The organism is Trichormus variabilis 0441, assembly GCF_009856605.1.
GTDB lineage: Bacteria > Cyanobacteriota > Cyanobacteriia > Cyanobacteriales > Nostocaceae > Trichormus > Trichormus variabilis.
Window position 1 is genome coordinate 2,717,072 of sequence record NZ_CP047242.1, and the last position, 22,403, is coordinate 2,739,474.

Genomic DNA, 22,403 nt, shown 5'->3' on the forward strand with positions numbered 1-22,403 from the left:
CTCTCAACAGCCAACTATAGTTAGGCTGTGATATCTGAAAACAACCACTAAGGTTTTTTTGTAAAAAAAATTTTAGTGAAAACCTTAACCGTGTTAGTTCATCTAGAATCACGGGAACAATAGCAACAGTTAAATAGCTGACCGCAATCTATTGTTACCTGGAGCCATAGAGACGATCTTATGCCAGCAACATCTTTTTACGCAGATGCCGCCTACAATACCCAAAAATCCCGCCAGGCTTTAGACCCTGATATTGCCATTGATGACAGTGATTTGTCGGTGGATGAGATCCAAGAATTGGAGATAGCTGCTGCTGATCCCGCTACTTTTGGTGCTAGCGCTAACCGTCGTAGTACAGACTTAGTACGTCTATACCTTCAGGAAATCGGTCGAGTCCGTTTGTTAGGACGGGACGAAGAAGTTTCTGAAGCTCAAAAAGTCCAGCGTTACTTAAAGTTGCGGGTAGTGCTAGCTAATGCTGCCAAACAGGGAGATGAAGTTGCTACTCCTTATCTGCATTTAATTGAAGTTCAAGAGCGTCTAGCATCAGAACTTGGCCATCGTCCTTCCTTGGAAAGATGGGCTGCTACTGCTGGTATCAACCTATGTGACCTGAAGCCAATTTTATCGGAAGGTAAACGTCGCTGGGCAGAAATTGCCAAGATGACGGTGGAAGAATTGGAGAAAATGCAATCTCAAGGTCTTCAGTCAAAAGAACACATGATTAAGGCTAATTTGCGCTTAGTTGTGTCTGTGGCTAAAAAATATCAAAATCGTGGTTTAGAATTATTAGATTTAGTTCAAGAAGGCACTCTCGGCTTGGAACGAGCTGTAGAGAAATTTGATCCAACTAAGGGATATCGTTTTAGTACCTATGCCTACTGGTGGATTCGCCAAGGGATTACAAGAGCGATCGCTACTTCTAGTCGTACGATTCGCCTCCCTGTTCATATTACAGAAAAATTAAACAAAATTAAAAAGGCTCAACGCAAAATCGCTCAAGAAAAAGGTCGCACTCCTACTTTAGAAGACCTAGCAATTGAGTTAGATATGACACCTACCCAAGTGCGGGAAGTTTTATTAAGAGTACCTCGTTCTGTTTCTTTAGAAACCAAGGTAGGTAAAGATAAAGACACTGAGTTGGGAGAACTATTAGAGACTGACGGCGTAACTCCTGAAGAAATGTTAATGCGGGAATCTCTACAAAGAGACTTGCAACATTTATTAGCTGATTTAACTAGCCGTGAACGTGATGTCATCTTGATGCGTTTTGGTTTAGCTGATGGTCATCCTTACTCATTAGCAGAAATTGGCCGCGCTCTGGATTTATCACGGGAGCGAGTACGCCAAATCGAATCTAAGGCCTTGCAAAAGCTCCGCCAACCGAAGCGCCGCAACCTTATCCGTGACTATTTGGAATCTCTGAGTTAGATAGTTAATAGTCAATAGTCAATAATCAATAGTAAACAAAATCCATACTATAGATTATTGACTCTGGACTATTTAGTCATCACAACCAATTAAGCATAACGGCAGAGCTTGCCACTGGTAACTCAGGAAAACTCATTACCTTGTGATTGGAGTTTATACATTAATTAACATTAATGTGATTTATTCTCGCCTAGTAACTTAACAGCTACTTGTTGCTTATAGGAAAATTTTGCAGTTAATTAAAATGTATTTTTGCAAAGCATTGCTGGAAAACATAAAATAGTAAACATTGATATTACATAAAGTCAATAACTAAGATGCCTGTGTAGCTTGCGATTCACCATTAAGATGGTATATTCTTGAACTAGTAATTTTTGATTTCAAATTGTTAATAATAAGCATTATTACTAGGTTTTTGTAGGTGATTTTCACTAATCTTGATTAAAATTATAATAAATATTCTCAATAAGCGATGTTTGTTGCAAATCACTCCAAATATTTGTTATATTCTCAATTAACAAGCTTTGTTGAGAAAAATTAGTATGACTGTCTACACAAATACTTCGCTCAAGGCAGAATTAAACGAAAGAGGCTGGCGTTTGACCCCTCAACGGGAAACTATCTTACATATCTTTCAAGAACTTCCTCAAGGCGAACACCTGAGCGCAGAAGATTTATATCATCGTTTGGAAGCTGACGGTGAAGGAATTAGCCTTTCAACGATTTACCGGACGTTGAAGTTGATGGCTCGGATGGGGATTTTACGTGAACTGGAATTAGGCGAAGGACACAAGCACTACGAAATTAACCAGCCTTATCCCCATCATCATCATCACCTAATTTGTGTCAAATGTAACTCTACTATTGAATTCAAAAACGATTCAATCTTAAAAATTGGGGCAAAAACTGCCCAAAAAGAAGGTTTTCACCTACTAGACTGCCAAATGACAATTCATGCAGTCTGTCCCAAGTGCCAACGCGCGCTCATGCCACTTTAGCACCTGGGTAAGATAATAAGGGGAAGTGACTCAATAATCCAAAAATGAAGTTTTGAGAAATTCCTGATTAGTCGTTATCGGAGGTAAGCAAACTGTTAAGGAATCATAGTAAAAACATGGAAGCGGATGCTAAAAGCGTCCGCTTCTGACATCAGTTAGACTGATACCGTAGAATTCCTGAGCTTGCTTGATGGCTTTTTTCGTATCATCTGCCATCACTCCATTGAGTTGTCCTTTATAGAAACCCTTTTCTTGTAGTCGTCTTTGGATTTCTAAGACATTAAAATCACTTTTGGTAGCTTTAGCTTGATTAAGTGAGCTATGTAATTTTGCTCTGGTCGTGGGGCCAGCAATACCGCTGGCACTGAGATAGTTAGCAGCTTGAAATCTTTTGACTGCTTCTGCTGTGTAGGGGCCAAAATAACCATTTGGCTGTCCCTGTAAATATCCTGCTTGAATTAACTGTTCTTGTAGAACTCGCACAGCTTCGCCGCGATCGCCTACAGTCAGTTTATCTTTGACAGTTGCAGTTGCGCGCTTAGGGGGATTTTCTCCACCAACACCTATTGGCGGTAATCTTCTGATTGTGGCTGGTCCAACAATACCGTCAACATCTAGTTTATAAGCGGTTTGAAATCTTTTGACTGCTTCCTCGGTAATGGGGCCAAAAACACCTGTAGCATTACCGTAATAAAAACCTGCAACTCGCAAACGTTGTTGCAGTGATCTCACCGCTTCGCCTTCATCTCCTTTGACAAGGTAGTTAGGATCACGGCGCTTGTTTGTGACTGCATTCACATTAGCAGTTGTGCTGTTTCTTGTAGTTTGTGTACGTGCGGTAGCAGTTGTGGTGTTTCTTGTAGCTTGTGTACGTGCAGCAGGAGTGGTTCTGACTTGAGTAGCAGTTGTGCTGTTTTTTCTCGTTGATGTATTGGGAGTAGTATATTGTTGGACTTGGTTAGCCACCGGAGTGGAACGCCACTGGTCTAATTTTTCCAGAGTGCTAGCTCCTACAACGCCATCAACTGGTAAGCCAGCCGCCTCTTGAAAACGTCGAACCGCTTCTTCTGTGGAAAAATCATATACCTGAGTTACAGGAGCCTGATAAAACCCTGCTTGCTGTAGTTTTTGTTGGAGATTTCTGACGGAAGGCCCTTGATCTCCTCTTTCCAATGCCCAGGCGCTACTAACACTGCTGAGAACAGATAATGTCAGAGCTAGGGGTAGCATATGCTTCCAAGCTCTACTTGATAGGCGTTTCCAGTCTGGTGCAGCTGCTTTGTTAAATAAGTAGCTTAAAGACACCAACTCACCTGGTTCACTATCTTCGTAGGTGAAAGCTAGGTGCAAATACGCTATGTTGTCCATATTTGTTTCCTACACCATTTATTTTGCTTCGATGGTTGCTTCGGCTTGATGTACTAAATTACGTAAATTTTCAAGTGTTTCTATATTTACATTTTCCCATAAACCGCGTTGGTTTGCTTCTAACAGTCTTTCAGCAATATCACGCAGTGCATGGGGATTTTTATTCTCAATATACGTGCAAACTACTGGATCAAGCAAGTAGGCCTGCATAACACCTTGATACATATAGTCTTCCACACATCTGGTAGTGGCATCATAGGCAAAGAGAAAATCTACGGTGGCTGCCATTTCAAATGCACCTTTATAGCCGTGGCGCATCATTCCCTCAATCCACTTGGGATTAACCACACGAGAACGATACACTCTGGCAATTTCTTCTCGCAGTTGGCGGACACGGGGTTGGGATGGAATGGAATTATCACCAAAATAAGTTTCGGGATTTTTACCTTGTAGGGAACGTACCGCAGCTGTTAAACCACCTTGGAATTGATAATAGTCGTCCGAATCAAGCAAGTCGTGTTCGCGGTTGTCTTGATTGTGTAGGACAATTTGCATCTGTCCTAAGCGCTGGGTGAAGGCTTCGGGAGAGGGGATTGGGGATTGGGGACTAATTTCTGTGCCTGCTTCCTTACTTTTGCCTGAAGAATAGGCGTAGCAGCTCCAGTTGATATAGGCGTTGGCTAAGTCTTGGTCGTTTTGCCAGTTTTGTGATTCGATTAGGCCTTGGAGTCCGGCTCCGTAAGCCCCTGGTTTAGAACCGAAGAGACGATAGCGCGATCGCTCAAAGGCTGTTTCTGGAGTTAAGCCTTGTTGTATCCAAAAATCAGTGTCTTGGCGGATTTGGGCGGCTAGGGGGTTTTGTTCTGGGGGTTCATCTAGAGCCGCAACTGCGTTGACAGCTTGCTCAAATAAATCCATTAAGTTGGGGAAAGCGTCACGGAAGAAGCCGGAAATGCGTAAGGTGACATCGACACGAGGTCTACCTAAGACGCTTAATGGCAGTATATCTAAATCAATAACGCGTCGTGCTGCACCGTCCCATACTGGTTGTACGCCTAATAAAGCCAAAGCTTCGGCTATGTCATCGCCACCAGTCCGCATCGTTGCAGTTCCCCACACAGATAAGCCTAGTGTTTTGGGATACTCACCATGCTCCTGGGTGTAGCATTCAATCAGGTTTTCTGCTGCCTTTCTACCAATATCCCAGGCGGTCTCTGTGGGGATAGCGCGAATATCAACAGCATAAAAGTTTCTACCTGTAGGCAAAACTTCTGGTCTGCCCCGTGTGGGTGCGCCAGAAGCTGCACTGGGGATGTATCCACCATCTAGCCCATGTAGGAGGTTGGTAATTTCTGCTGGGGTTTGTTGTAGGGATGGGAGGAGTTTGGATTTGATCCAGTGGAGGACTGTGTTAAGTGGGGAGGTGGGAGATGAGGAGGGCAGGGGGGAGGGGGGAGAATTGATGAGGCTTTCTACTAATAGGGAGGCGTGTTCTTCTAGGGCTGTGACGGCATCGCCGACTGTGCGGCAGGGATTTTGGGTTTTTTCGGCTAACAGTTTTTGGTCTTGTGTTGATAATGGGGTGCTGAAGTTGTCTGTGAGGGGGTCGAAGTCTAAGCCCCAAGTGTTGGCTAAAGCCCTGGTAATACCTGGGGAATGGCGGTTGGGGATACGGGCGATCGCCACTATTAAATCCCTGAGTTGTCGTCCTTGGGGACATTGCCCAAAAATGTGCAGGCCGTCTCTGATTTGAGCTTCTTTCAATTCGCAGAGATACCCATCTAAGGAGTTCAAAATCAGAGATTCAAAATTAACGATATCTTCTTCGTTTTCAATTCCTAAATCTTTGTAAAGATTTTCTTGGATAACTAAATCACGAATGCGATCGCGGATTGCTCCCAAGCGAGAAGGATCTAAACTTTCCGCCTCGTAATACTCATCAACTAAATTTTCCAGCTTTTGCAAAGCACCGTATAATTCAGCGCGGGTCATCGGGGGCGTAAGATGGTCTATTATTACCGCCTGAGCGCGACGCTTGGCTTGGGAACCTTCACCAGGGTCATTAACAATAAATGGGTATAGGTGAGGCATAGGGCCAAAAACTGCTTCTGGATAGCAATTACTAGATAAAGCCAAGCTTTTACCAGGGAGCCATTCTAAATTGCCATGTTTTCCCATATGAACAACAGCATCAGCACCAAAAGATTCTCTCACCCAATAATAAAAAGCCAAATAAGCATGGGTAGGTTCTAAATCTGGCGCATGATAATTCAAGCTGGGGTCAATATCATAACCCCTTGATGGTTGAATGCCTACGAAGACATTGCCGAACTGGATACCAGGAATGGGAAAGGACGATGAGGTAAAATGATTAGCTGGTTCTCCCAGTCCCCAACGCTCATTAATACCTTGCTGCACTGCTGTTGGTAAACAAGCAAAATACTCTTGATATTCCTCATTAGATAAGCTTTGCCGCACTGGACGTAGTTCTCTGCCTTCTGGGTCATTTGTTACGCCAGCCGTGAGCATTTGAATTAATTCGTCGCCATTGGTGGGCAGGTTTTCCACGAAATAGCCTGCTTGCTGTAAAGCTTTGAGGATTTCTACACAACTTTCTGGCGTGTCTAGCCCCACACCGTTGGCTAGGCGGCCGTCGCGGTTGGGATAGTTTGCCAAAATTAGGGCTATGCGGCGCTGTTGGGGCGGTTGGGAACGGAGGTGTACCCAATTTGCTGCGAGTTGGGCTACAAAGTCGATGCGATCGCTTATTGGTTCATAAACTACCACATCTGTTTCTAAATCGGGATTGCGAGTTTGTATCGCCTTAAATGAGACAGCCCGGCTGATAATTCTGCCATCTACTTCCGGTAAGGCGACGTTCATTGCTATATCACGGGGAGAAAGTCCGTTTAACTGTGCTTCCCATTGTTCAACAAATCCGCCACTGAGAATCACTTGTAAAACTGGGACATCTAATTTTTCCCAAAGTTCGGTTTGGGGTGCTTCAGTTTCTAAACGGGCTAATGAAAAGCTTGTGGTATTAAGTAAAAGTGAAATTTGTTGTGAATCTTTAGGCTGAAAAAAATCAATCAACTCTGCTTGCACATCAGGATCACGCAAAGAAGAAATAAACACCGGCACAGGCTGTAAATTTCTCTGCCACAAAGCCGCACACAACGCATCAATTACCTGAATATTTCCCGCCAAATAGTGGGCGCGGTAAAAGAGAATGCCTACTTTGGGAAGTGGGGATTGGGAAGATGTGGGAGAAAATTCTACTTCGTTACCTTCGTTTCCTCGTCTATTCGTCCCCAGTTCCCAGTCCCCAGTCCCCAGTCCCCAGTCATACAACCCAACACGAGGAACCCTTTGTGGCGCGGGGGGATTGTATGTAGTTTTTAAAGATACGTCGGAAATAAATTGCAGAGCGTTAACAATATTTTGTACGCCACCTTCATAAAAATACTGCCATATTTGGTTAACAGTACCTACAGGCGCGGTAGACTGAGAGATCAATTCAGGATCGAGAGCATCGTCACCAGGCATTACAATTAGGGTTATACCAGTGCGTTCCACGATTTCTTGGACAACTTCTAAACCATACGCCCAATAGGAACGTCCTCCTAGTAGGCGCAAAATAATTACCTGGGCAAGTTCTAAAACTTGTTCTGCATAAGTATCTATACTTATTTGTTGTTGCAATAACAACAAGTTAGCTACTCTAATTGCAGGGAATGTTGCAGGTAATTTGGGGACTGCGGCTGCGAGGGTTTGAATATCGGTATCAGCAGCCGTAATCAACACAAAGGGAGCTGGGGTTTGTTCCAGAAAAATCACACCCTCTGACTGATTCCATCCTACCGATGTGGTACTTATACGATGCATAATCCTTTATTGCCGCTTTAAACTGTTGGTTAGAACATAATCAATAAATTTGTCAGCCCAGCCCCTCTTACCAGACTATCGAAAATGCTGAGTTCTCCTGATTTGAGCTTTTCTCGAAATTTGCCTTTAGTTGTATTCAATCAACTCGGAGAATTGTTGCAGCAGATGGCTCAATCAGTAGAAACTAGTACTTTGTTACTCACTGAATCCTTGTTATCACGGGTTTTCGTGCCAATGGAGTGGCACAGTCAGAGGTTTACTTTGGTGGTTTCTGAGGGATTTAGTGCGCTTTTGCTGGGAAACTGGGAGCAACAAGAATTACCAGAGTCGGAAAATTGGATTCTGGCTATGCCTTCCCCATTGAATCAAGGCATCGCTGGAGATAGAGAAACACAAAAGCAAGAAATATACTCAGCTTCCAGTATTCCACAGGCTGCTCAATCCCCGTTAACACTAACAGAGCTTAATACTAGGTTGACATTTAATTCAGAGGCGATCGCTTCCTTCCTGGCAAAATTGAGAGACTTGTTTGGGGATGATTCCCCTACTCACCAGCATCTTGAACGCTATCGGCAAATTTTAAAGCCTAATGATGCTACGCGCCAAAGCCAATTTACTTTGTTGTTATTAGAACATCTTTTGCCTAAGAACAATGAGGAAGTAACAGCTTCTGCCAGTGTAAATAATTCTGAAGAAGTTTATGCTTGTCAAGCAGTCGAAGATGCTCTGAAAAAACAGATTTCCCAAGAACGACTGTTAAATCAAGTTACCACCCAGATTCGCAAAAGCCTAGACTTGCCAGTAATTATGGCAACAGCGATCGCACAAGTACGGGAGTTTCTAGAATTAGACAGGTTAGTAATATATAAATTCGAGGGTTCCAGAGTCAATACGCAAAACACAAGGCCACCCCGCCTTGAAGACTGGCAAAATTACGGTGGTTGTATAGTTTATGAAGCTCGTGCCACAGATATCATCCCATCAGTATTAGATTATCAAGAAAAAACCTGCTTCAGTCGTCATTCTCAATGTTGGGAGAAATATCGTCAAGGATTTACCTTAGTAATCGATGATATTGAACAAGCTTACGCCTTAGAAGAATGTCTGGTCAATTTTTTAAGGGAAAACCAAGTTAGAGCAAAATTAGCAGCACCGATTATTTTTGAAGATAAACTTTGGGGTTTATTAATTGCCCATCAGTGCCATAGTCCCCGCCAGTGGAATGATAGTGATAAGAATTTACTGATTTCCATTGCCGAACAATTAGCGATCGCCATTCATCAATCAGAATTAATGCGATCTCTGCAAGATGCTGCCCACAGGCTCACTCAAGAAAAACACACCCTAGAACAGCGAGTTATTGAGCGGACGATGGCTTTGCGGGATGCCCTCTTGGCGGCGGAAGCTGCTAGTCGCCTAAGGAGTGAATTTCTCGCCACCATTAGTCATGAATTGCTCACACCTTTAACTTACGTCATTGGGATGTCTTCTACTTTATTACGTTGGCCTTTGGGTGAGTTGAGTCAACGACAAAGAGATTATTTACAAACAATCCACGATAGTGGCGAACATTTGCTAGACATGATCAACGACATCCTTGATTTATCGCAAATTGAGGCGGGGAAAACTGTTTTAAATATTGCCGAATTTTCTTTAATCAAGGTAGCAGAAAATACTATAGAATCTCTGGTAGAAAAAGCTCTATCTGAAAAAGTCAATCTCAAACTGGATTTACAAATAGATCCTAGACGCGATCGCTTCACCGCCGACGCTGCACGAATAGAACAAATCCTCTGGAATCTATTAACAAATGCCATTAAATTCACACCAGAAGGTGGCAATGTCACCTTACGGGTTTGGGTAGAAGAAGATACCTCTATATTTCAAGTAGAAGATACAGGTATTGGTATTCCTGAAGAACAATTACCATTATTATTTGAAAAATTCCAGCAACTTGATACACCCTATCGCCGCCGCTACGAAGGTACAGGCTTAGGTTTAGCTTTAACTAAGCAATTAGTAGAACTGCACCGAGGACGCATTGAGGTTGAGTCCACCGTAGGTATTGGCTCAATTTTCACCGTGTGGATACCATATCAAGAAATTAGGGAGTAGAGACGTTGTAAGCTAATGCGAGCCTAAATTGCATAATTACTAATAAGGGCTGTTAACTGTTGACTGTCAACTTAAAAGCAGAATAGCCGATACAATGTCTCTACTGACCAATAACCCGTCGTTGAAAAATAATCATTTCGTTGCCGATAACTGGGTTACGGGCTATTAACTTATCTTGAGAATCAACCATTTCTAAGTGAGAAAAATCTAATTCTTGAGAACGCTGTAGGATTTGGGATGCTATTTGGTTCTGCTCAGATTCTTGGAGTGTGTACCAGTCGTCATTGATTTTTACAGTCAAATTGCTGGTGCGGAAATTGGCTTGAATTGATTTTATGATGCCAGAAGCGATTTGATTGCTAATTTCTGCCACTTGATTTTCAATGGCTGCAATCAAGGTTTGTTCTGGGGTTAATTGTATTGGTGGTGTTGGTGTAGGCGTGGCTTCTGGTTCTGGAGTAGCTTCTGGTTCCGATGTAATTTCTACTTCTGGTTCTGGCGGCGGAATTTGTGCTTCTGGTTCCGGTGTAATTTCTGCTGTTGGTGATGGTTCTGGTACGCTTGGCTCCGGTGGAGTGGAAATTGTGGGTGTTGGTGTGGGAACTTCCTCAACAGGGGGAAGCGTGGCTACTTCTGTAGGTTTGTTAGAGAAAATACTGGTAGTTGTCCACACTAAAAATACGGCGATACTAGCAATAATCCCTGTCAGTGCCGTATCTGATAATTTGGTTGATAAATTGGATGGGATAAAAGCACGGGTTTTCAGTAAAAACCTACTCCATCTAGACTCTAGCTGTTGTAAAAAACTGGGAGTTGCTTCCGTACCTGGCGGCGGTGCTGTTTCTAGTTTCTCTACAGTGGTTTCTAAGACCCCTATTGTACCTCGCAGAAATCCGATAATTACCGCTTTCCAAACAGGCTGCGGAATTCTCCTCTGGCGGGGTTGATTGGCCGGCGTAACTGTCGGTTCCGGTTGATTGGGTTGTTCGGGAGGATTGTCTTGTGACATGGAACTTTTACCAAAACCAACAAATCAAAGACAAACGAGCTGCATCTTTTTGCTTGTTTCTCTTTTGCCCTAATGTATCATTTCATGGGTAATAGCTTCGGCTAATTTGACTATTGATTAATTTGGTGATTTATGAATCTCAAACGTCGTCAATTTTTATTTTTAAGTAGTCTCAGCGCTTTTGGAACTGGATTATTAGCCTGGAAATTCGCCCATAAATATTACCAAAGTAGTGATTTGGCGATCGCCTCACCACCCAAAAAAGATTTACTTTTACGTTTTGTATCGGTGGCTGACACGGGAACTGGGGCAAGAGGACAGTATGCTGTGGCTAAGGCAATGACGCTTTACCACAAGCAAAATCCCTATAATTTAGTCGTTTTAGCTGGCGATAATATTTACAATAACGGTGAAATTGAAAAAGTTAACGCAGTTTTTGAGCGTCCCTATCAAGATTTACTCAAACAAGGAGTGAAATTTCAGGCTTGTTTAGGGAATCACGATATTCGCACTGATAATGGTGATCCGCAAGTCCGCTATCCTAGTTTTAATATGAACGGACGGCGATATTATACATTTCGCCGCGATCGCGTACAATTTTTCGCTTTAGATACTAACAATAATGCCGATTGGCAAAACCAGCTAACTTGGTTAGAAAAAGAATTAAGCAGTAGTAATGCCCCGTGGAAAATAGTATTTGGGCATCATCCCATTTATTCATCCGGTGTCTACGGCAGTAATCAAGCTTTTATTAAAACCTTCACACCACTATTTCAGAAATACGGAGTCCAGCTTTATATCAATGGACACGAACACAGTTACGAACGCACTCGTGCTATCGACGGGACAACCTATTTAATTTGTGGTGCTGGCGCGGGTAATCGTCCTGTAGGGCGTTCAAAATGGACAGAATACTCAACCAGTGATTTAAGTTTTGCTACCTATGAAGTTTACCCAGATAGGATAGAACTAAATGCGATCACTACTAATAATCGGGTTTTTGACAGGGGAATTATTAGAAGGGTAGGGGTGTAGGGGTTTAGGGGTGTAAGAGACAATCGCTGTTGACTGTTGACTGTTGACTGTTGACTATTGACTATTGACTATTGACTATTGACTGTTGACTATTGACTATTGACTGTTGACAACTGACAACTGACAACTAACCACTGACTAATGTAGTATCTACATTACCACTTACATACAGCTTTCTCCTGCAACAATGTCAGAGCATCTTACCCTTCCAACAAATAAACCTCAAGTTACTCATTTCTCCTCTGGCCCTTGCGCCAAGCACCCTGGTTGGTCTGTGTCGAATCTGGAAAACGCCTGCTTGGGTCGTTCTCACAGGTCTGAAGATGGCAAAGCCAAGTTATCTGAAGTGATTGAACGTTCCAAACAAATTCTCGGCTTACCGGCTGATTATCGCTTAGGTATCGTTCCGGCTTCTGACACGGGTGCAGTGGAAATGGCCTTATGGTCGCTACTGGGACAAAGACCTCTAGACATCTTGGCATGGGAAAGTTTTGGTCAGGAATGGGTCAAAGATGTTGTCGATGAGTTGAAGTTACCCGATGTGCGTCTGTTGAAAGCACCCTATGGCGGGTTGCCTAACTTAGATGAGGTTGATTTCAGCCATGATGTGGTGTTTTTGTGGAATGGCACGACTTCCGGCGTGAGAGTGCCGAATGGTGATTGGATCAAAGACGATCGCCAAGGTCTAACCATTTGCGATGCTACATCTGCCGTATTTGCGATGGATATTCCTTGGGAAAAAATAGATGTATTGACTTACTCCTGGCAAAAAGTATTGGGTGGAGAAGCCCAGCACGGTGTGATTGTCCTCTCACCCCGTGCTGTGGAAAGACTCCAAACTTATGAACCAGCTTGGCCTATACCAAAAATTTTCCGCCTGTCCCAAAAAGGCAAATTAATTGAAGGCATTTTTAAGGGAGATACCATCAATACACCATCGATGTTGTGTGTGGAAGATGCCCTAGATGCGTTGATTTGGGCGGAAAGTGTCGGCGGTTTACCTGGTTTAATTAGTCGTAGTGAAGCCAACTTAGCGGCGATCGCTCAATGGGTTAAACAAAGCAATTGGGCTGATTTCTTGGCTGAGAAACCAGAAACTCGTTCTTGTACTTCAATTTGCTTAAAAATCGTTGATGCTGCCTTTGCTAGCTTGAGTGCAGAAGACCAAGGTAAATTTGCTAAGAAACTAGCAAAACTACTGGAAAAACAGCAAGTAGCTTACGATATTGCCCCCTATCGTGCTGCGCCTCCCGGACTGCGAATTTGGGGAGGCGCTACAGTAGAAACTGCTGATATTGAAGCTCTGCTTCCTTGGTTAGATTGGGCATACGCGAATGTGAAGGCTGAGTTTGTGCCAGTAGCTTGAAGTAATTCGTAATTGCTAATACGTAATTCGTAATTAACACTCTTAATTACGAATTGCGTATTTTAAACAATTGAGAAATTAATTACGAATACCGTAGTGAAGAAAAAGATTTACTCATAAAACCAATAAAAATTAGCTTGATTATAGAATTTATTAATAGTTATTATATTTATTTGTCCTTTATCTTCAATGAAAGGATTTAATTATCTGTCTGTATTTTCTACGGAAATCGTAAAAAATATACTAATCTCTATAAGTTAAGTAGCTATAATTGTCAATTTGTATTCATCACAAGGGTTGACTCTGTGAAGTTGTTAAGTAAGTCTTGGGAACTGCTTGACACAAATTGTCATAGTAGTTAAATTTACATTAACCTAATAAAAATCAAGGTCATAAATAGCTGAATGTTGTGCATGACTCATATAGTGGTTGCACAATTTCTGGGAGTTTATATCAGAAAACCTGATTCCGAGTTAGGATGAATGCTTAGTAAGCAATTGTATTAACATCGAGTTCAATTTTTTAGATTTTATGGACAAAAGTCCACCAGATGGCAGTATAATCCTCCCCTGAGTTTGGTGAGCTAGTCTCCCGGCGAGGGGGAGACAATAGGAGGTAAAGTCATGCTCACACAGGATGTTCGCATTGCGCTCATGGATGTTGCTGATTTAAACCAGCTCAAGTGGGATTTAAATCGGTTACAACCTGTAGATGTAGGCGAGTATATTACTCAATTGCCAGAAAAGCAGCGAGCGATCGCCTTTCGTCTCCTCAACAAAAATCAGGCAATTGATGTATTTGAATATTTGCCGACAGAAGTTCAGGAAGAACTAATTAACTCCTTACACGATGCACAGGTGGTGCAACTTGTGGAGGAAATGAGTCCCGATGAACGGGCAGAATTATTTGATGAACTACCGGCTGGTGTCATCAAGCGGTTATTACGAGAACTCAGTCCCGAACAAAGACAAGCAACCGCCACTATTCTTGGTTATCCCGAAGGTACAGCCGGGCGGGTGATGACTACTGAATATGTGCGTTTGCGTCAAGGTTTGACGGTGGGAGAAGCCCTGAGTAAGATTCGCCGTCAGGACGAAGACAAGGAAACAATCTACTACGCCTATGTTACAGATGACAACCGCAAACTAGTGCGGGTTGTTTCCTTACGACAATTGTTATTTACCTTTCCCGATGTTTTGATTCGTGATATTGCGAGCGATCGCGTTGTTAAGGTCAGAACTGATACACCCCAAGAAGAAGTCGCTCAAATTATGAAGCGCTACGACTTAATTGCTATCCCTGTAGTTGATCGGGAAGAGCGATTAGTGGGTATTATTACTATTGATGATGTAGTCGATATTTTAGAAGAAGAAGCAACGGAAGATATTCAAAAGTTAGCTGGGGTCAGTGGTGATGAAGCCGCTTTGTCTTCTCCACTACGGACTATCTGCAACCGCTTACCCTGGTTGTTAGGAATAATGGCTTTGTATATTGGTGCAGCTAGTGCGATCGCCCCTTTTCAATCAATCATTGCTGCTGTACCAGTATTAGCCGTGATTATGCCCATATTTTCCAATACAGGGGGAACAGTCGGTATCCAAGCATTAACAGTTACCATTCGTGGTTTAGGTATAGGCGAAGTCACGCCCAAAGATACTATGAAAATCTTGCGGAAAGAAATTTTCGCAGGTTTAGGGACGGCTGTAGTGTTAGCAATGACCATGTTTGCCCTTTCCTTAATTTGGGCTAAACCCCAAGAACGATGGGTAGCGGTAATTGCCGGTACAGTTATGGCAACTAATACAATAGTGGCTGTAACACTTGGTACTTTGTTGCCAATGGGTTTGAAACGCCTAAAATTAGATCCTGCCCTAGTCAGTGGTCCATTAGTCACCACAATGCTTGACACCATCGGCTTTTTAACCTTCTTAACTCTGATTTCTACAGCCTTAAATGTGTTTCACTTGCCAGCTTAGTTGTCAGTTGTTAGTTGTCAGTTGTCAGTTGTCAGTTGTTAGTTGTCAGTTGACTATGGACTAATGACTATGGACTAATGACTAATGACTAATGACTACTGACTAATCACCTGTTATACTGAATAGGGAAAGGTAGTATCATTTGAAGCAGAGGGAAAAAGGCTAGAAAAATGGTACGTCCCAGGATAAAACTAACAGAGCATCTATCAACAGAAGAAATAGAACAAAGTTATCGCCGATGTGAAGATGCACAAGAGAAAACCCGATGGTTAGTGATTAAATTGCTCAATCAACAACCACAGTTGTCAGCGCAAAAGGTAGCAGAGATTGTGGGATTCTCAGGGGACTGGGTGAGAAAAATCGTGCGGCGATACAACAAGCTAGGAGCAAACGGAATCATCAATCAACAGAAACTGAAACCAGGAGGAAAAAAACTTGCACTCACAAACGAGCAACAACAGTGGTTGCGCCAAAGGTTAGCTTCACCACCAGAAGATGGGGGGTTATGGAGTGCGCCAAAAGTAGGGGAATTGATCCGAGTACAGTTTGGAATTACACTCCATGTCACTACAGCTTGGGATTACCTCAAAAGGCTAGGATTTAGTCTGCAACAACCACGACCTCTGCATACTGAGGCGGCAACTTTTGTTCAAAGACAGATGTTTAAAACTGAGTTAACGGAGTTTGTGCGATTGTTACGTTTCCTCCATCCGCACAAATCAGTTGAAGTTTGGGCAGAAGATGAAGCTCGATTAGGCCTCAAACCCATCGTCCGTCGAGTTTGGACACCAGTAGGTCATCGTCCCAATGCTGTGCATCGCACTCGTTACCAATGGCTTTATACTTATGGATTTGTCCATCCAGCTACTGGCGAGAGTTTTTTCTTGATTTTACCCAGAGTCAACATTGCTGTCATGCAAATGGCTTTAGATGCTTTTGCCGCTGAAGTCAATCCTCATCATCACAAAATCATTGTTTTGCTTGTTGATCAAGCTGGTTGGCATACCAGTAAACAATTAATGTTGCCAGCTGGTATCATTCTGTTTCCTCTGCCTGCTTATACACCTCAACTCCAACCGACTGAGTGTGTTTGGTCGCTTCTACGTGAAGCTGTTGCTAATCAGATGTTTTCTACTCTCGATGAACTAGAAACTGTGTTAATTTCTCGTTGTCAATGGTTAATGTCTCACCCTCAAATTGTTCATGGCAAGGTTGGGTTTGATTGGATTTGCCAAATTTGACCTCAGTTATTCAATTAATACTTCCTTTCCCAATTTAGTATTATGCCTACTTCGACTTGGAATCGTCACCACGTCCTTTCCTTAGCTGACTTTACTGCTGCTGAATACGATATTGTTTTAAAAACTGCTGCCAGTTTTCAAGAGGTATTATCTCGGCGGACAAAGAAAGTACCAGCGTTGCAGGGACAGGTGGTGGCAAATTTATTTTTTGAACCATCTACGCGCACTCGGAGTAGTTTTGAACTTGCTGCTAAACGCCTTAGTGCAGATACGCTAAACTTTGCTGCGTCTACTTCTTCCATGACTAAGGGAGAGACAATTCTCGATACAGCAAAGACATATTTGGCGATGGGTACTGATATTATGGTAATCCGCCATAAAGAAGCAGGTGTACCAAATGCGATCGCTCAAGAAATGGATCGTCTAGGTGTACGTGTTAGTGTTCTCAATGCTGGCGATGGTCAACATGAACATCCCTCCCAAGGACTACTGGATTTATTTACTATTTGTAGTTTAGTTGACCCGGCTAATCCTAGATTAGAGCTTTTGCAAGGGAAAAAGATAGCGATCGTTGGTGATATTTTACATTCCCGTGTAGCGCGATCAAATATTTGGAGTTTAATTGCTAGTGGCGCGCAAGTGCATCTAGCCGCACCACCTACTCTATTACCCAAGTTATTTGCTGAGTACATTTTTGGAGAAGAAACAGCACCTCCAGGGCAATTATTTATCCATTGGCAATTAGAACCTGCTTTGCAAGACGCTGATTTTGTCATGACCTTACGCTTACAAAAAGAGCGGATGACTGCTCATTTATTACCCAGTTTACGAGAATATCATCAATTGTTTGGCATTACCCGCGCTAAATTGCAACTATGTCAGCCCAATGTCAAAGTTTTACATCCAGGCCCTGTTAATCGTGGTGTAGAAATCAGTTCTGATTTGATGGATGATCCAGAATTTAGTTTGATTCAGTCCCAAGTTACCAGTGGCGTAGCGGTACGCATGGCATTGTTATATTTAATAGGTAGTGGTAAGACTTGATCATCAGTAATTGGTAATGGGAAATAATACTAATTACCTATTACCTATTACCAATGAGACAAACTATAACTCAATAACATCAAGGTTATACCAATTCTCTATGAAGTTGCGCCAAGTCGCTTCTCTACGAGACGCTACGCGAACGCTCCAATTCAAAAAAATTCAAAATTCAAAATTCAAAATTAAAGACCCCACGGATAAATCCGGGGGATTGAATTAATGTTGTTTCACTTCTTTTTTTCGCCATAAATAAATTTAGCGCGAAGTCAGATCGGAGGTTTCCTCCGATCTGAACTTCGTAAGAGAGGGGCTTGTATCCTTTTTTTGTTCGGTCGAATAAATGATGTAGAGACGTTGCATGCAACGTCTCTACAGTACAGAATGAAGTGCATATTCATCAAGAAACGGCATTAAGATAAAAATCTTGGTAGACAAAACCAAAAGCAAGAACCACCTTCACTACGAGGCACATAACCAATACTACCGCCCCAACGCTCAACTGTGATTCTACAAAAATAAAGGCCTAAACCAGATTTTCCACTACTTTTATCTTTACCTTGAGAAAACTTCTGAAATAAAGTGTTAACTGTTTCTAGTGGTACTCCACTGCCTTCATCATCTACAGAAACGTATACATAATTTTCTTTTGATTGTAATCGGATAATTACTGTAGATTCAGGTGGGCTGTAGCGGACAGCATTCTCCAGTATATTAAAAATTACTCTATCTAAACGAGATTTATCTCCCTGTACTTTCCAGTCTGCTAAAGGATCAATAGCATCAGCTAAAATTAGGTTTATATTGTTTAATGTAAAACTAGGTTTTAAGGTTTCAACGACATCATTTACACAACTTAAAATATTGGGAGCTTCTTCACTATCAACAACGAAGTTCTCTAATGCCATCATTTCCGCAGAAAATGTATCTAAAACTTTCCTCATGAGATTTTCTTGATTGAAGGATTGCTGTTGACAAACTTCTAAATAGTTTCTTCCTTGGGGAGTTAAATTTTCAAATTCTAATAAAGATAAGCATCCATTCATCGCATTTAATTGACCCGCAATATCATGAATTAAACAATGAATTAGTATTTCTTGTTTTTGATTATTTTTTATTAGTTTTTGATAATTTAGTTGTCGTTGTCGAGCTTCTTGTATAATATTTTGCCTATGCCTATAGCTTTCCTCTAAAACTTCAATTAATAATATTTTTTTATCTTCGACAAAAGTTGCACGGGCTTCAAATTGATATTCTTTGCCCTGCGGGTCTATTTGTATCCAGATACCTGAAGTTAAGTTTTTACAATTACTATTACTCCAAAATTCTTCGGCATCAAATAGAAAGTTTTGTAAAAAATAAAATTCTTCTTGCAGAATTGATATCTCCATTCCTAAACTGTATTTGTGCTGACAAAATTCTCTAAACCAACTAGGTAAATTACTAATAATTTTAAATAAGCCATCATTAATTCTCTCTAATACAACAATGTTTAAAGCCGCAAATAGGTTTTCTGTAATATTTGCATTCATAATGATCAAGAAAGTTCAGCATGATAGTGCAGTTTAGCAGAAATAACTATAGGACTACTATTTGATTTGTGAATTATACGTAGGGGAGCCACTGCGTTGGAAGGGTTTCCCGGCAGTCACGCAAGTGGCGTTGGGCAATGCCCACCCTACAGATACTTATGTTTGTTCAATAATCGAATCGGATTACTATATGCAGCAGAAACAAAGTTTAAGATGTTCAAGAAATGCTTTACATGGAAAGAGCAAGCATTTTTGTAATTGGTTATATTCTAATGCTGTAACTTAATTCCAGCCTTTAGTTGCTAGTTTTTTTTTTGGATAAAATTTAATAAAAATTATAAATAATTATACAAGATTATCTGGTGTAATCAAGGGTTATTGGTATTATTTTGATGCACTGACGCTAGACCAAGATGAATGAACATCAACGGCACTCTTATTGGCGTGCTAACACGGCTTTAATTAGAAATCTTTTAATTATTTGGATGCTGGTTTCCATAGTGTTCAGCATTCTGTTAGTTCAACCATTAAATGGACTACGTTTTTTTGGCGTGCCTTTTGGCTTCTGGATGGCACAGCAAGGATCAATCCTGACTTTTGTGGTATTGATTTTTGTTTACGCTTTCCAAATGGACAAGCTAGACCGCAAACATAATATTAAAAAGTAAGGAAAAACTGTGTCAGTTGAAATTTGGACGATTCTCATAGTTGGACTCTCGTTTGTTGCCTACATTTATATTGGTTGGCAATCACGAGTCAAGAGTAGTAAAGACTTTTATGTGGCAGGTCAAGGTATTCCTTCCATTGCGAATGGTGCAGCCACCGCCGCCGACTGGATGTCTGCCGCGTCGTTTATCTCAATGGCGGGACTGATTTCTTTTTTGGGTTATGACGGTTCTATTTACCTCATGGGTTGGACTGGTGGCTACGTGCTGCTGGCATTATTATTAGCTCCATATCTGCGTAAATTTGGTAAGTATACTGTGCCGGATTTTGTAGGCGATCGCTACTATTCTAATGTGGCGCGTCTAGTAGCAGTGGTAGCCGCAATTTTCGTCTCTCTCACCTACGTTGCTGGGCAAATGCGCGGTGTGGGTATTGTTTTCAGCCGCTTTTTGCAAGTTGACATCAACACGGGTGTCATCATCGGGATGGTGATTGTCGGCTTTTTTGCGGTGTTGGGGGGAATGAAAGGTATCACCTGGACGCAAGTAGCCCAATATGGAGTTTTGATTGTAGCTTACTTGATTCCAGCGATCGCGATCGCCTGGAAACTCACAGGCAATCCCATTCCTCAGTTAGCATTTACCTTTAGTGATGTTGCTACGAAGCTGAATCAAATCCAAGTAGATTTAGGCTTTCAAGAATATACCCAGCCTTTTGTCAATAAGACAATGCTGGATGTATTATTCACCACAATCGCCTTAATGGTAGGTACTGCTGGCTTACCTCATATCATCGTCAGATTTTACACAGTTCCCAGTGTCCGCGCTGCCAGATTTTCAGCAGGTTGGGCGCTGTTATTTATCGCCATTCTCTACACCACAGCGCCGGCGCTTTCCATGTTTGCCCGTTACAACCTAATTACTACCCTGCACAATCAAACGATTACAGAAGTACAACAGCTAGACTGGGCGAATAAATGGGAAAAAACTGGACTGCTGAAGTTTGAAGATAAAAATAATGATGGCCGTCTCCAGTTAACCCCCAAAAAAGACACCAATGAAATTACAATTGACCGAGATATTATCGTGCTGTCTACACCAGAGGTCGCAAAACTAGCACCTTGGGTAATTGCTTTGGTTGCGGCTGGTGGTTTGGCGGCTGCTTTATCTACAGCATCAGGGTTGTTACTCGTAATTTCCAGTTCCGTAGCCCACGATATTTATTACCGTATCCTCGATTCCAGCGCTTCGGAAAAAAAACGAGTGTTTGTTGGGCGCGTCATGGTGGGTTTGTCTGTTGTTCTCGCTGGCTACTTTGGTGTCAATCCACCGGGGTTTGTGAGTGAAGTAGTAGCTTTTGCCTTTGGTTTAGCGGCTGCAAGCTTCTTCCCAGTTATTGTACTGGGAATTTTCGATAAGCGTACCAATTCCGAAGGTGCGATCGCCGGGATGTTGTCAGGGTTAATTTTTACGATTATTTACATCATCGGCGTGAAGTTTGCAGGTATGCAGCCTTGGTTTTTTGGTGTATCCCCTGAAGGAATTGGCACTTTGGGTATGCTGATTAACCTAGTAGTGACACTAGTAGTTTCACGCCTTACCCCACCGCCACCAGCAGAAATTCAGGCGATGGTAGAAGATTTACGTTCACCATCTATCGAAGAAGAAGAAGTGCAACCAATTGGGCATTAGGAGTAATTCTTAATTTTGAATTTTGTAGCTTTAGCTTCCCGTAGGGTATTTTGAATTTTGAATTGATACTACTGTCCCAACTCTTTGATATTATTCATCGCTTGCTGGTATAAGTCGTTATTGTTTTGGCGCTGGAAGATATCTGCTGCTTTTTGTAAGTCTTCCAGCGCTCCTTGTTTGTCACCTTGGGCTGCACGGGCATTACCTCGATTATTATAGGCAGGGCCAAAGTTAGAGTTAAGGCGAATGGCTTGATTGTAGTCGGATATGGCTCCTTGGCTGTCCCCCTGGGATGCACGGGCATTACCTCGGTTGTTGTAGGCGATCGCATATTTGGGGTTGAGGCGAATTGCTTGGTTAAAGTCTTCTATAGAGCCGCTTTTGTCCCCTTGGACAGAACGAGCATTGCCCCGGTTATTATAGGCTTCGGCGTAGTTGGGTGAAAGGCGAATGGCTTCGTTGTAGTCGGTAATCGCTCCGGCGTTATCACCTAGAGAGGCGCGGGCGTTTCCCCGACTGTTAAAGGCTTCGGCATCGTTGGGGGAAAGGCGAATGGCTTCGTTGTAGTCGGCGATCGCTTTTTGTTTGTCTCCCAAATCAAAGTAAGCTAATCCTCGTCCCCTATAGGCAGCGCCATAGTCAGGATCTAAGCCAATTGCTTTATCATAGGAAGCGATCGCCCCTTGTGAATCACCTTGAGCGTGCTGTCTTTGCCCTTGAACGTAAAATTGCCCAGCTTGAGAATTGTTGGTTGTCCGACGGCTAGGAGGATTTACTCCTATTTCTGTTACCAACACTTCTTTATTATTACTACAGGAAACGCTGGTAATTGCGCTCAGTGCGGTAAGCACACCTATAGTTAATACTCTTTTTAACTTCACCCGCCCTTGCTCCAATAACCACCGTTTCATAACTTGTTCTAAACCGCCATGATAACTGGATAAAATTAGTACCAAACTCAGTCAATTATCCAACTAAATATTGGTTCCTACTGTATACAGATATCCCTAGTCAATGAATTTTGGAGTTTAGATTGTTGATTTTAGATT

15 protein-coding genes are annotated in these 22,403 nt (G+C 42.2%); 10 read left to right on the forward strand and 5 right to left on the reverse strand.

All coding sequences use genetic code 11. From position 1 onward, the window contains the following. The first annotated feature begins 180 nt into the window (after positions 1 to 180). Positions 181 to 1,431, forward strand: a complete 1,251-nt coding sequence (sigC, locus tag GSQ19_RS11085) for an RNA polymerase sigma factor SigC (protein WP_011318011.1) — start codon at positions 181 to 183, stop codon at positions 1,429 to 1,431. Positions 1,432 to 1,973: 542 nt separating this feature from the next. Then, positions 1,974 to 2,429 (forward strand): Fur family transcriptional regulator, encoded by a 456-nt coding sequence (locus GSQ19_RS11090; protein ID WP_010995860.1) that lies wholly within the window; start codon positions 1,974 to 1,976, stop codon positions 2,427 to 2,429. 129 nt (positions 2,430 to 2,558) lie between these two features. Here GSQ19_RS11090 and GSQ19_RS11095 read toward each other — a convergent pair whose 3' ends face one another. Together GSQ19_RS11095 and cobN are read right to left on the reverse strand one after the other, a co-directional pair. Beyond that, entirely contained in the window at positions 2,559 to 3,797 is a 1,239-nt protein-coding gene (locus GSQ19_RS11095; RefSeq protein ID WP_011318012.1) for a peptidoglycan-binding domain-containing protein, read from the reverse strand. An 18-nt stretch (positions 3,798 to 3,815) separates the two neighbouring features. After that, on the reverse strand, positions 3,816 to 7,682 hold the full coding sequence (gene cobN, locus GSQ19_RS11100; RefSeq protein WP_011318013.1) for a cobaltochelatase subunit CobN: 3,867 nt from the start codon (positions 7,680 to 7,682) through the stop codon (positions 3,816 to 3,818). 84 nt (positions 7,683 to 7,766) lie between these two features. Between cobN and GSQ19_RS11105 the strand changes: the two genes are divergently transcribed. After that, the gene (locus GSQ19_RS11105) at positions 7,767 to 9,797 is read left to right on the forward strand and encodes a GAF domain-containing sensor histidine kinase (protein WP_011318014.1); all 2,031 of its coding nucleotides are present in this window, start codon (positions 7,767 to 7,769) and stop codon (positions 9,795 to 9,797) included. 100 nt (positions 9,798 to 9,897) lie between these two features. Here the strand turns inward: GSQ19_RS11105 and GSQ19_RS11110 are convergent, their stop codons facing one another. After that, positions 9,898 to 10,806, reverse strand: coding sequence for a hypothetical protein (locus GSQ19_RS11110; protein ID WP_011318015.1), 909 nt, complete (start codon positions 10,804 to 10,806; stop codon positions 9,898 to 9,900). Between the two features lie 132 nt (positions 10,807 to 10,938). On the opposite strand from GSQ19_RS11110, the gene GSQ19_RS11115 reads away from it, so the two are divergent. From GSQ19_RS11115 to GSQ19_RS11135, 5 genes are all read left to right on the forward strand, one after another. Continuing rightward, positions 10,939 to 11,841, forward strand: coding sequence for a metallophosphoesterase family protein (locus GSQ19_RS11115; RefSeq protein ID WP_011318016.1), 903 nt, complete (start codon positions 10,939 to 10,941; stop codon positions 11,839 to 11,841). 187 nt (positions 11,842 to 12,028) lie between these two features. Next, positions 12,029 to 13,207 carry a phosphoserine transaminase gene (locus tag GSQ19_RS11120; protein ID WP_011318017.1) on the forward strand — a complete coding sequence of 393 codons (1,179 nt, stop codon included), beginning with the start codon at positions 12,029 to 12,031 and terminating at the stop codon, positions 13,205 to 13,207. A gap of 623 nt (positions 13,208 to 13,830) precedes the next feature. Beyond that, a complete protein-coding gene (gene mgtE / locus GSQ19_RS11125) occupies positions 13,831 to 15,183 on the forward strand; it encodes a magnesium transporter (RefSeq protein WP_011318018.1) in 1,353 nt (450 codons plus the stop codon). 170 nt (positions 15,184 to 15,353) lie between these two features. Continuing rightward, complete coding sequence (locus GSQ19_RS11130; RefSeq protein WP_011316335.1) at positions 15,354 to 16,424, forward strand: IS630-like element ISAva6 family transposase; 1,071 nt, start codon at positions 15,354 to 15,356, stop codon at positions 16,422 to 16,424. A gap of 42 nt (positions 16,425 to 16,466) precedes the next feature. Continuing rightward, entirely contained in the window at positions 16,467 to 17,468 is a 1,002-nt protein-coding gene (locus tag GSQ19_RS11135; RefSeq protein ID WP_011318019.1) for an aspartate carbamoyltransferase catalytic subunit, read from the forward strand. A 410-nt stretch (positions 17,469 to 17,878) separates the two neighbouring features. Here the strand turns inward: GSQ19_RS11135 and GSQ19_RS11140 are convergent, their stop codons facing one another. Then, entirely contained in the window at positions 17,879 to 18,997 is a 1,119-nt protein-coding gene (locus tag GSQ19_RS11140) for a sensor histidine kinase (RefSeq protein ID WP_011318020.1), read from the reverse strand. Positions 18,998 to 19,410: 413 nt separating this feature from the next. Between GSQ19_RS11140 and GSQ19_RS11145 the strand changes: the two genes are divergently transcribed. Both GSQ19_RS11145 and GSQ19_RS11150 read left to right on the forward strand, forming a co-directional pair. After that, entirely contained in the window at positions 19,411 to 19,665 is a 255-nt protein-coding gene (locus tag GSQ19_RS11145) for a DUF4212 domain-containing protein (protein ID WP_011318021.1), read from the forward strand. 9 nt (positions 19,666 to 19,674) lie between these two features. Further along, positions 19,675 to 21,354 (forward strand): sodium:solute symporter family protein, encoded by a 1,680-nt coding sequence (locus tag GSQ19_RS11150; RefSeq protein WP_011318022.1) that lies wholly within the window; start codon positions 19,675 to 19,677, stop codon positions 21,352 to 21,354. 68 nt (positions 21,355 to 21,422) lie between these two features. On the opposite strand, the gene GSQ19_RS11155 is transcribed toward GSQ19_RS11150, so the two are convergent. Beyond that, on the reverse strand, positions 21,423 to 22,265 hold the full coding sequence (locus tag GSQ19_RS11155; RefSeq protein ID WP_011318023.1) for a tetratricopeptide repeat protein: 843 nt from the start codon (positions 22,263 to 22,265) through the stop codon (positions 21,423 to 21,425). Between the last annotated feature and the right edge of the window lie 138 nt (positions 22,266 to 22,403).

Coding starts and splice junctions, on each gene's coding strand:
- sigC (WP_011318011.1), top strand. CDS start 181: ATGCCAGCAACATCTTTTTACGCAGATGCCGCCTACAATACCCAAAAA.
- GSQ19_RS11090 (WP_010995860.1), top strand. CDS start 1,974: ATGACTGTCTACACAAATACTTCGCTCAAGGCAGAATTAAACGAAAGA.
- GSQ19_RS11095 (WP_011318012.1), bottom strand. CDS start 3,797: ATGGACAACATAGCGTATTTGCACCTAGCTTTCACCTACGAAGATAGT.
- cobN (WP_011318013.1), bottom strand. CDS start 7,682: ATGCATCGTATAAGTACCACATCGGTAGGATGGAATCAGTCAGAGGGT.
- GSQ19_RS11105 (WP_011318014.1), top strand. CDS start 7,767: ATGCTGAGTTCTCCTGATTTGAGCTTTTCTCGAAATTTGCCTTTAGTT.
- GSQ19_RS11110 (WP_011318015.1), bottom strand. CDS start 10,806: ATGTCACAAGACAATCCTCCCGAACAACCCAATCAACCGGAACCGACA.
- GSQ19_RS11115 (WP_011318016.1), top strand. CDS start 10,939: ATGAATCTCAAACGTCGTCAATTTTTATTTTTAAGTAGTCTCAGCGCT.
- GSQ19_RS11120 (WP_011318017.1), top strand. CDS start 12,029: ATGTCAGAGCATCTTACCCTTCCAACAAATAAACCTCAAGTTACTCAT.
- mgtE (WP_011318018.1), top strand. CDS start 13,831: ATGCTCACACAGGATGTTCGCATTGCGCTCATGGATGTTGCTGATTTA.
- GSQ19_RS11130 (WP_011316335.1), top strand. CDS start 15,354: ATGGTACGTCCCAGGATAAAACTAACAGAGCATCTATCAACAGAAGAA.
- GSQ19_RS11135 (WP_011318019.1), top strand. CDS start 16,467: ATGCCTACTTCGACTTGGAATCGTCACCACGTCCTTTCCTTAGCTGAC.
- GSQ19_RS11140 (WP_011318020.1), bottom strand. CDS start 18,997: ATGAATGCAAATATTACAGAAAACCTATTTGCGGCTTTAAACATTGTT.
- GSQ19_RS11145 (WP_011318021.1), top strand. CDS start 19,411: ATGAATGAACATCAACGGCACTCTTATTGGCGTGCTAACACGGCTTTA.
- GSQ19_RS11155 (WP_011318023.1), bottom strand. CDS start 22,265: ATGAAACGGTGGTTATTGGAGCAAGGGCGGGTGAAGTTAAAAAGAGTA.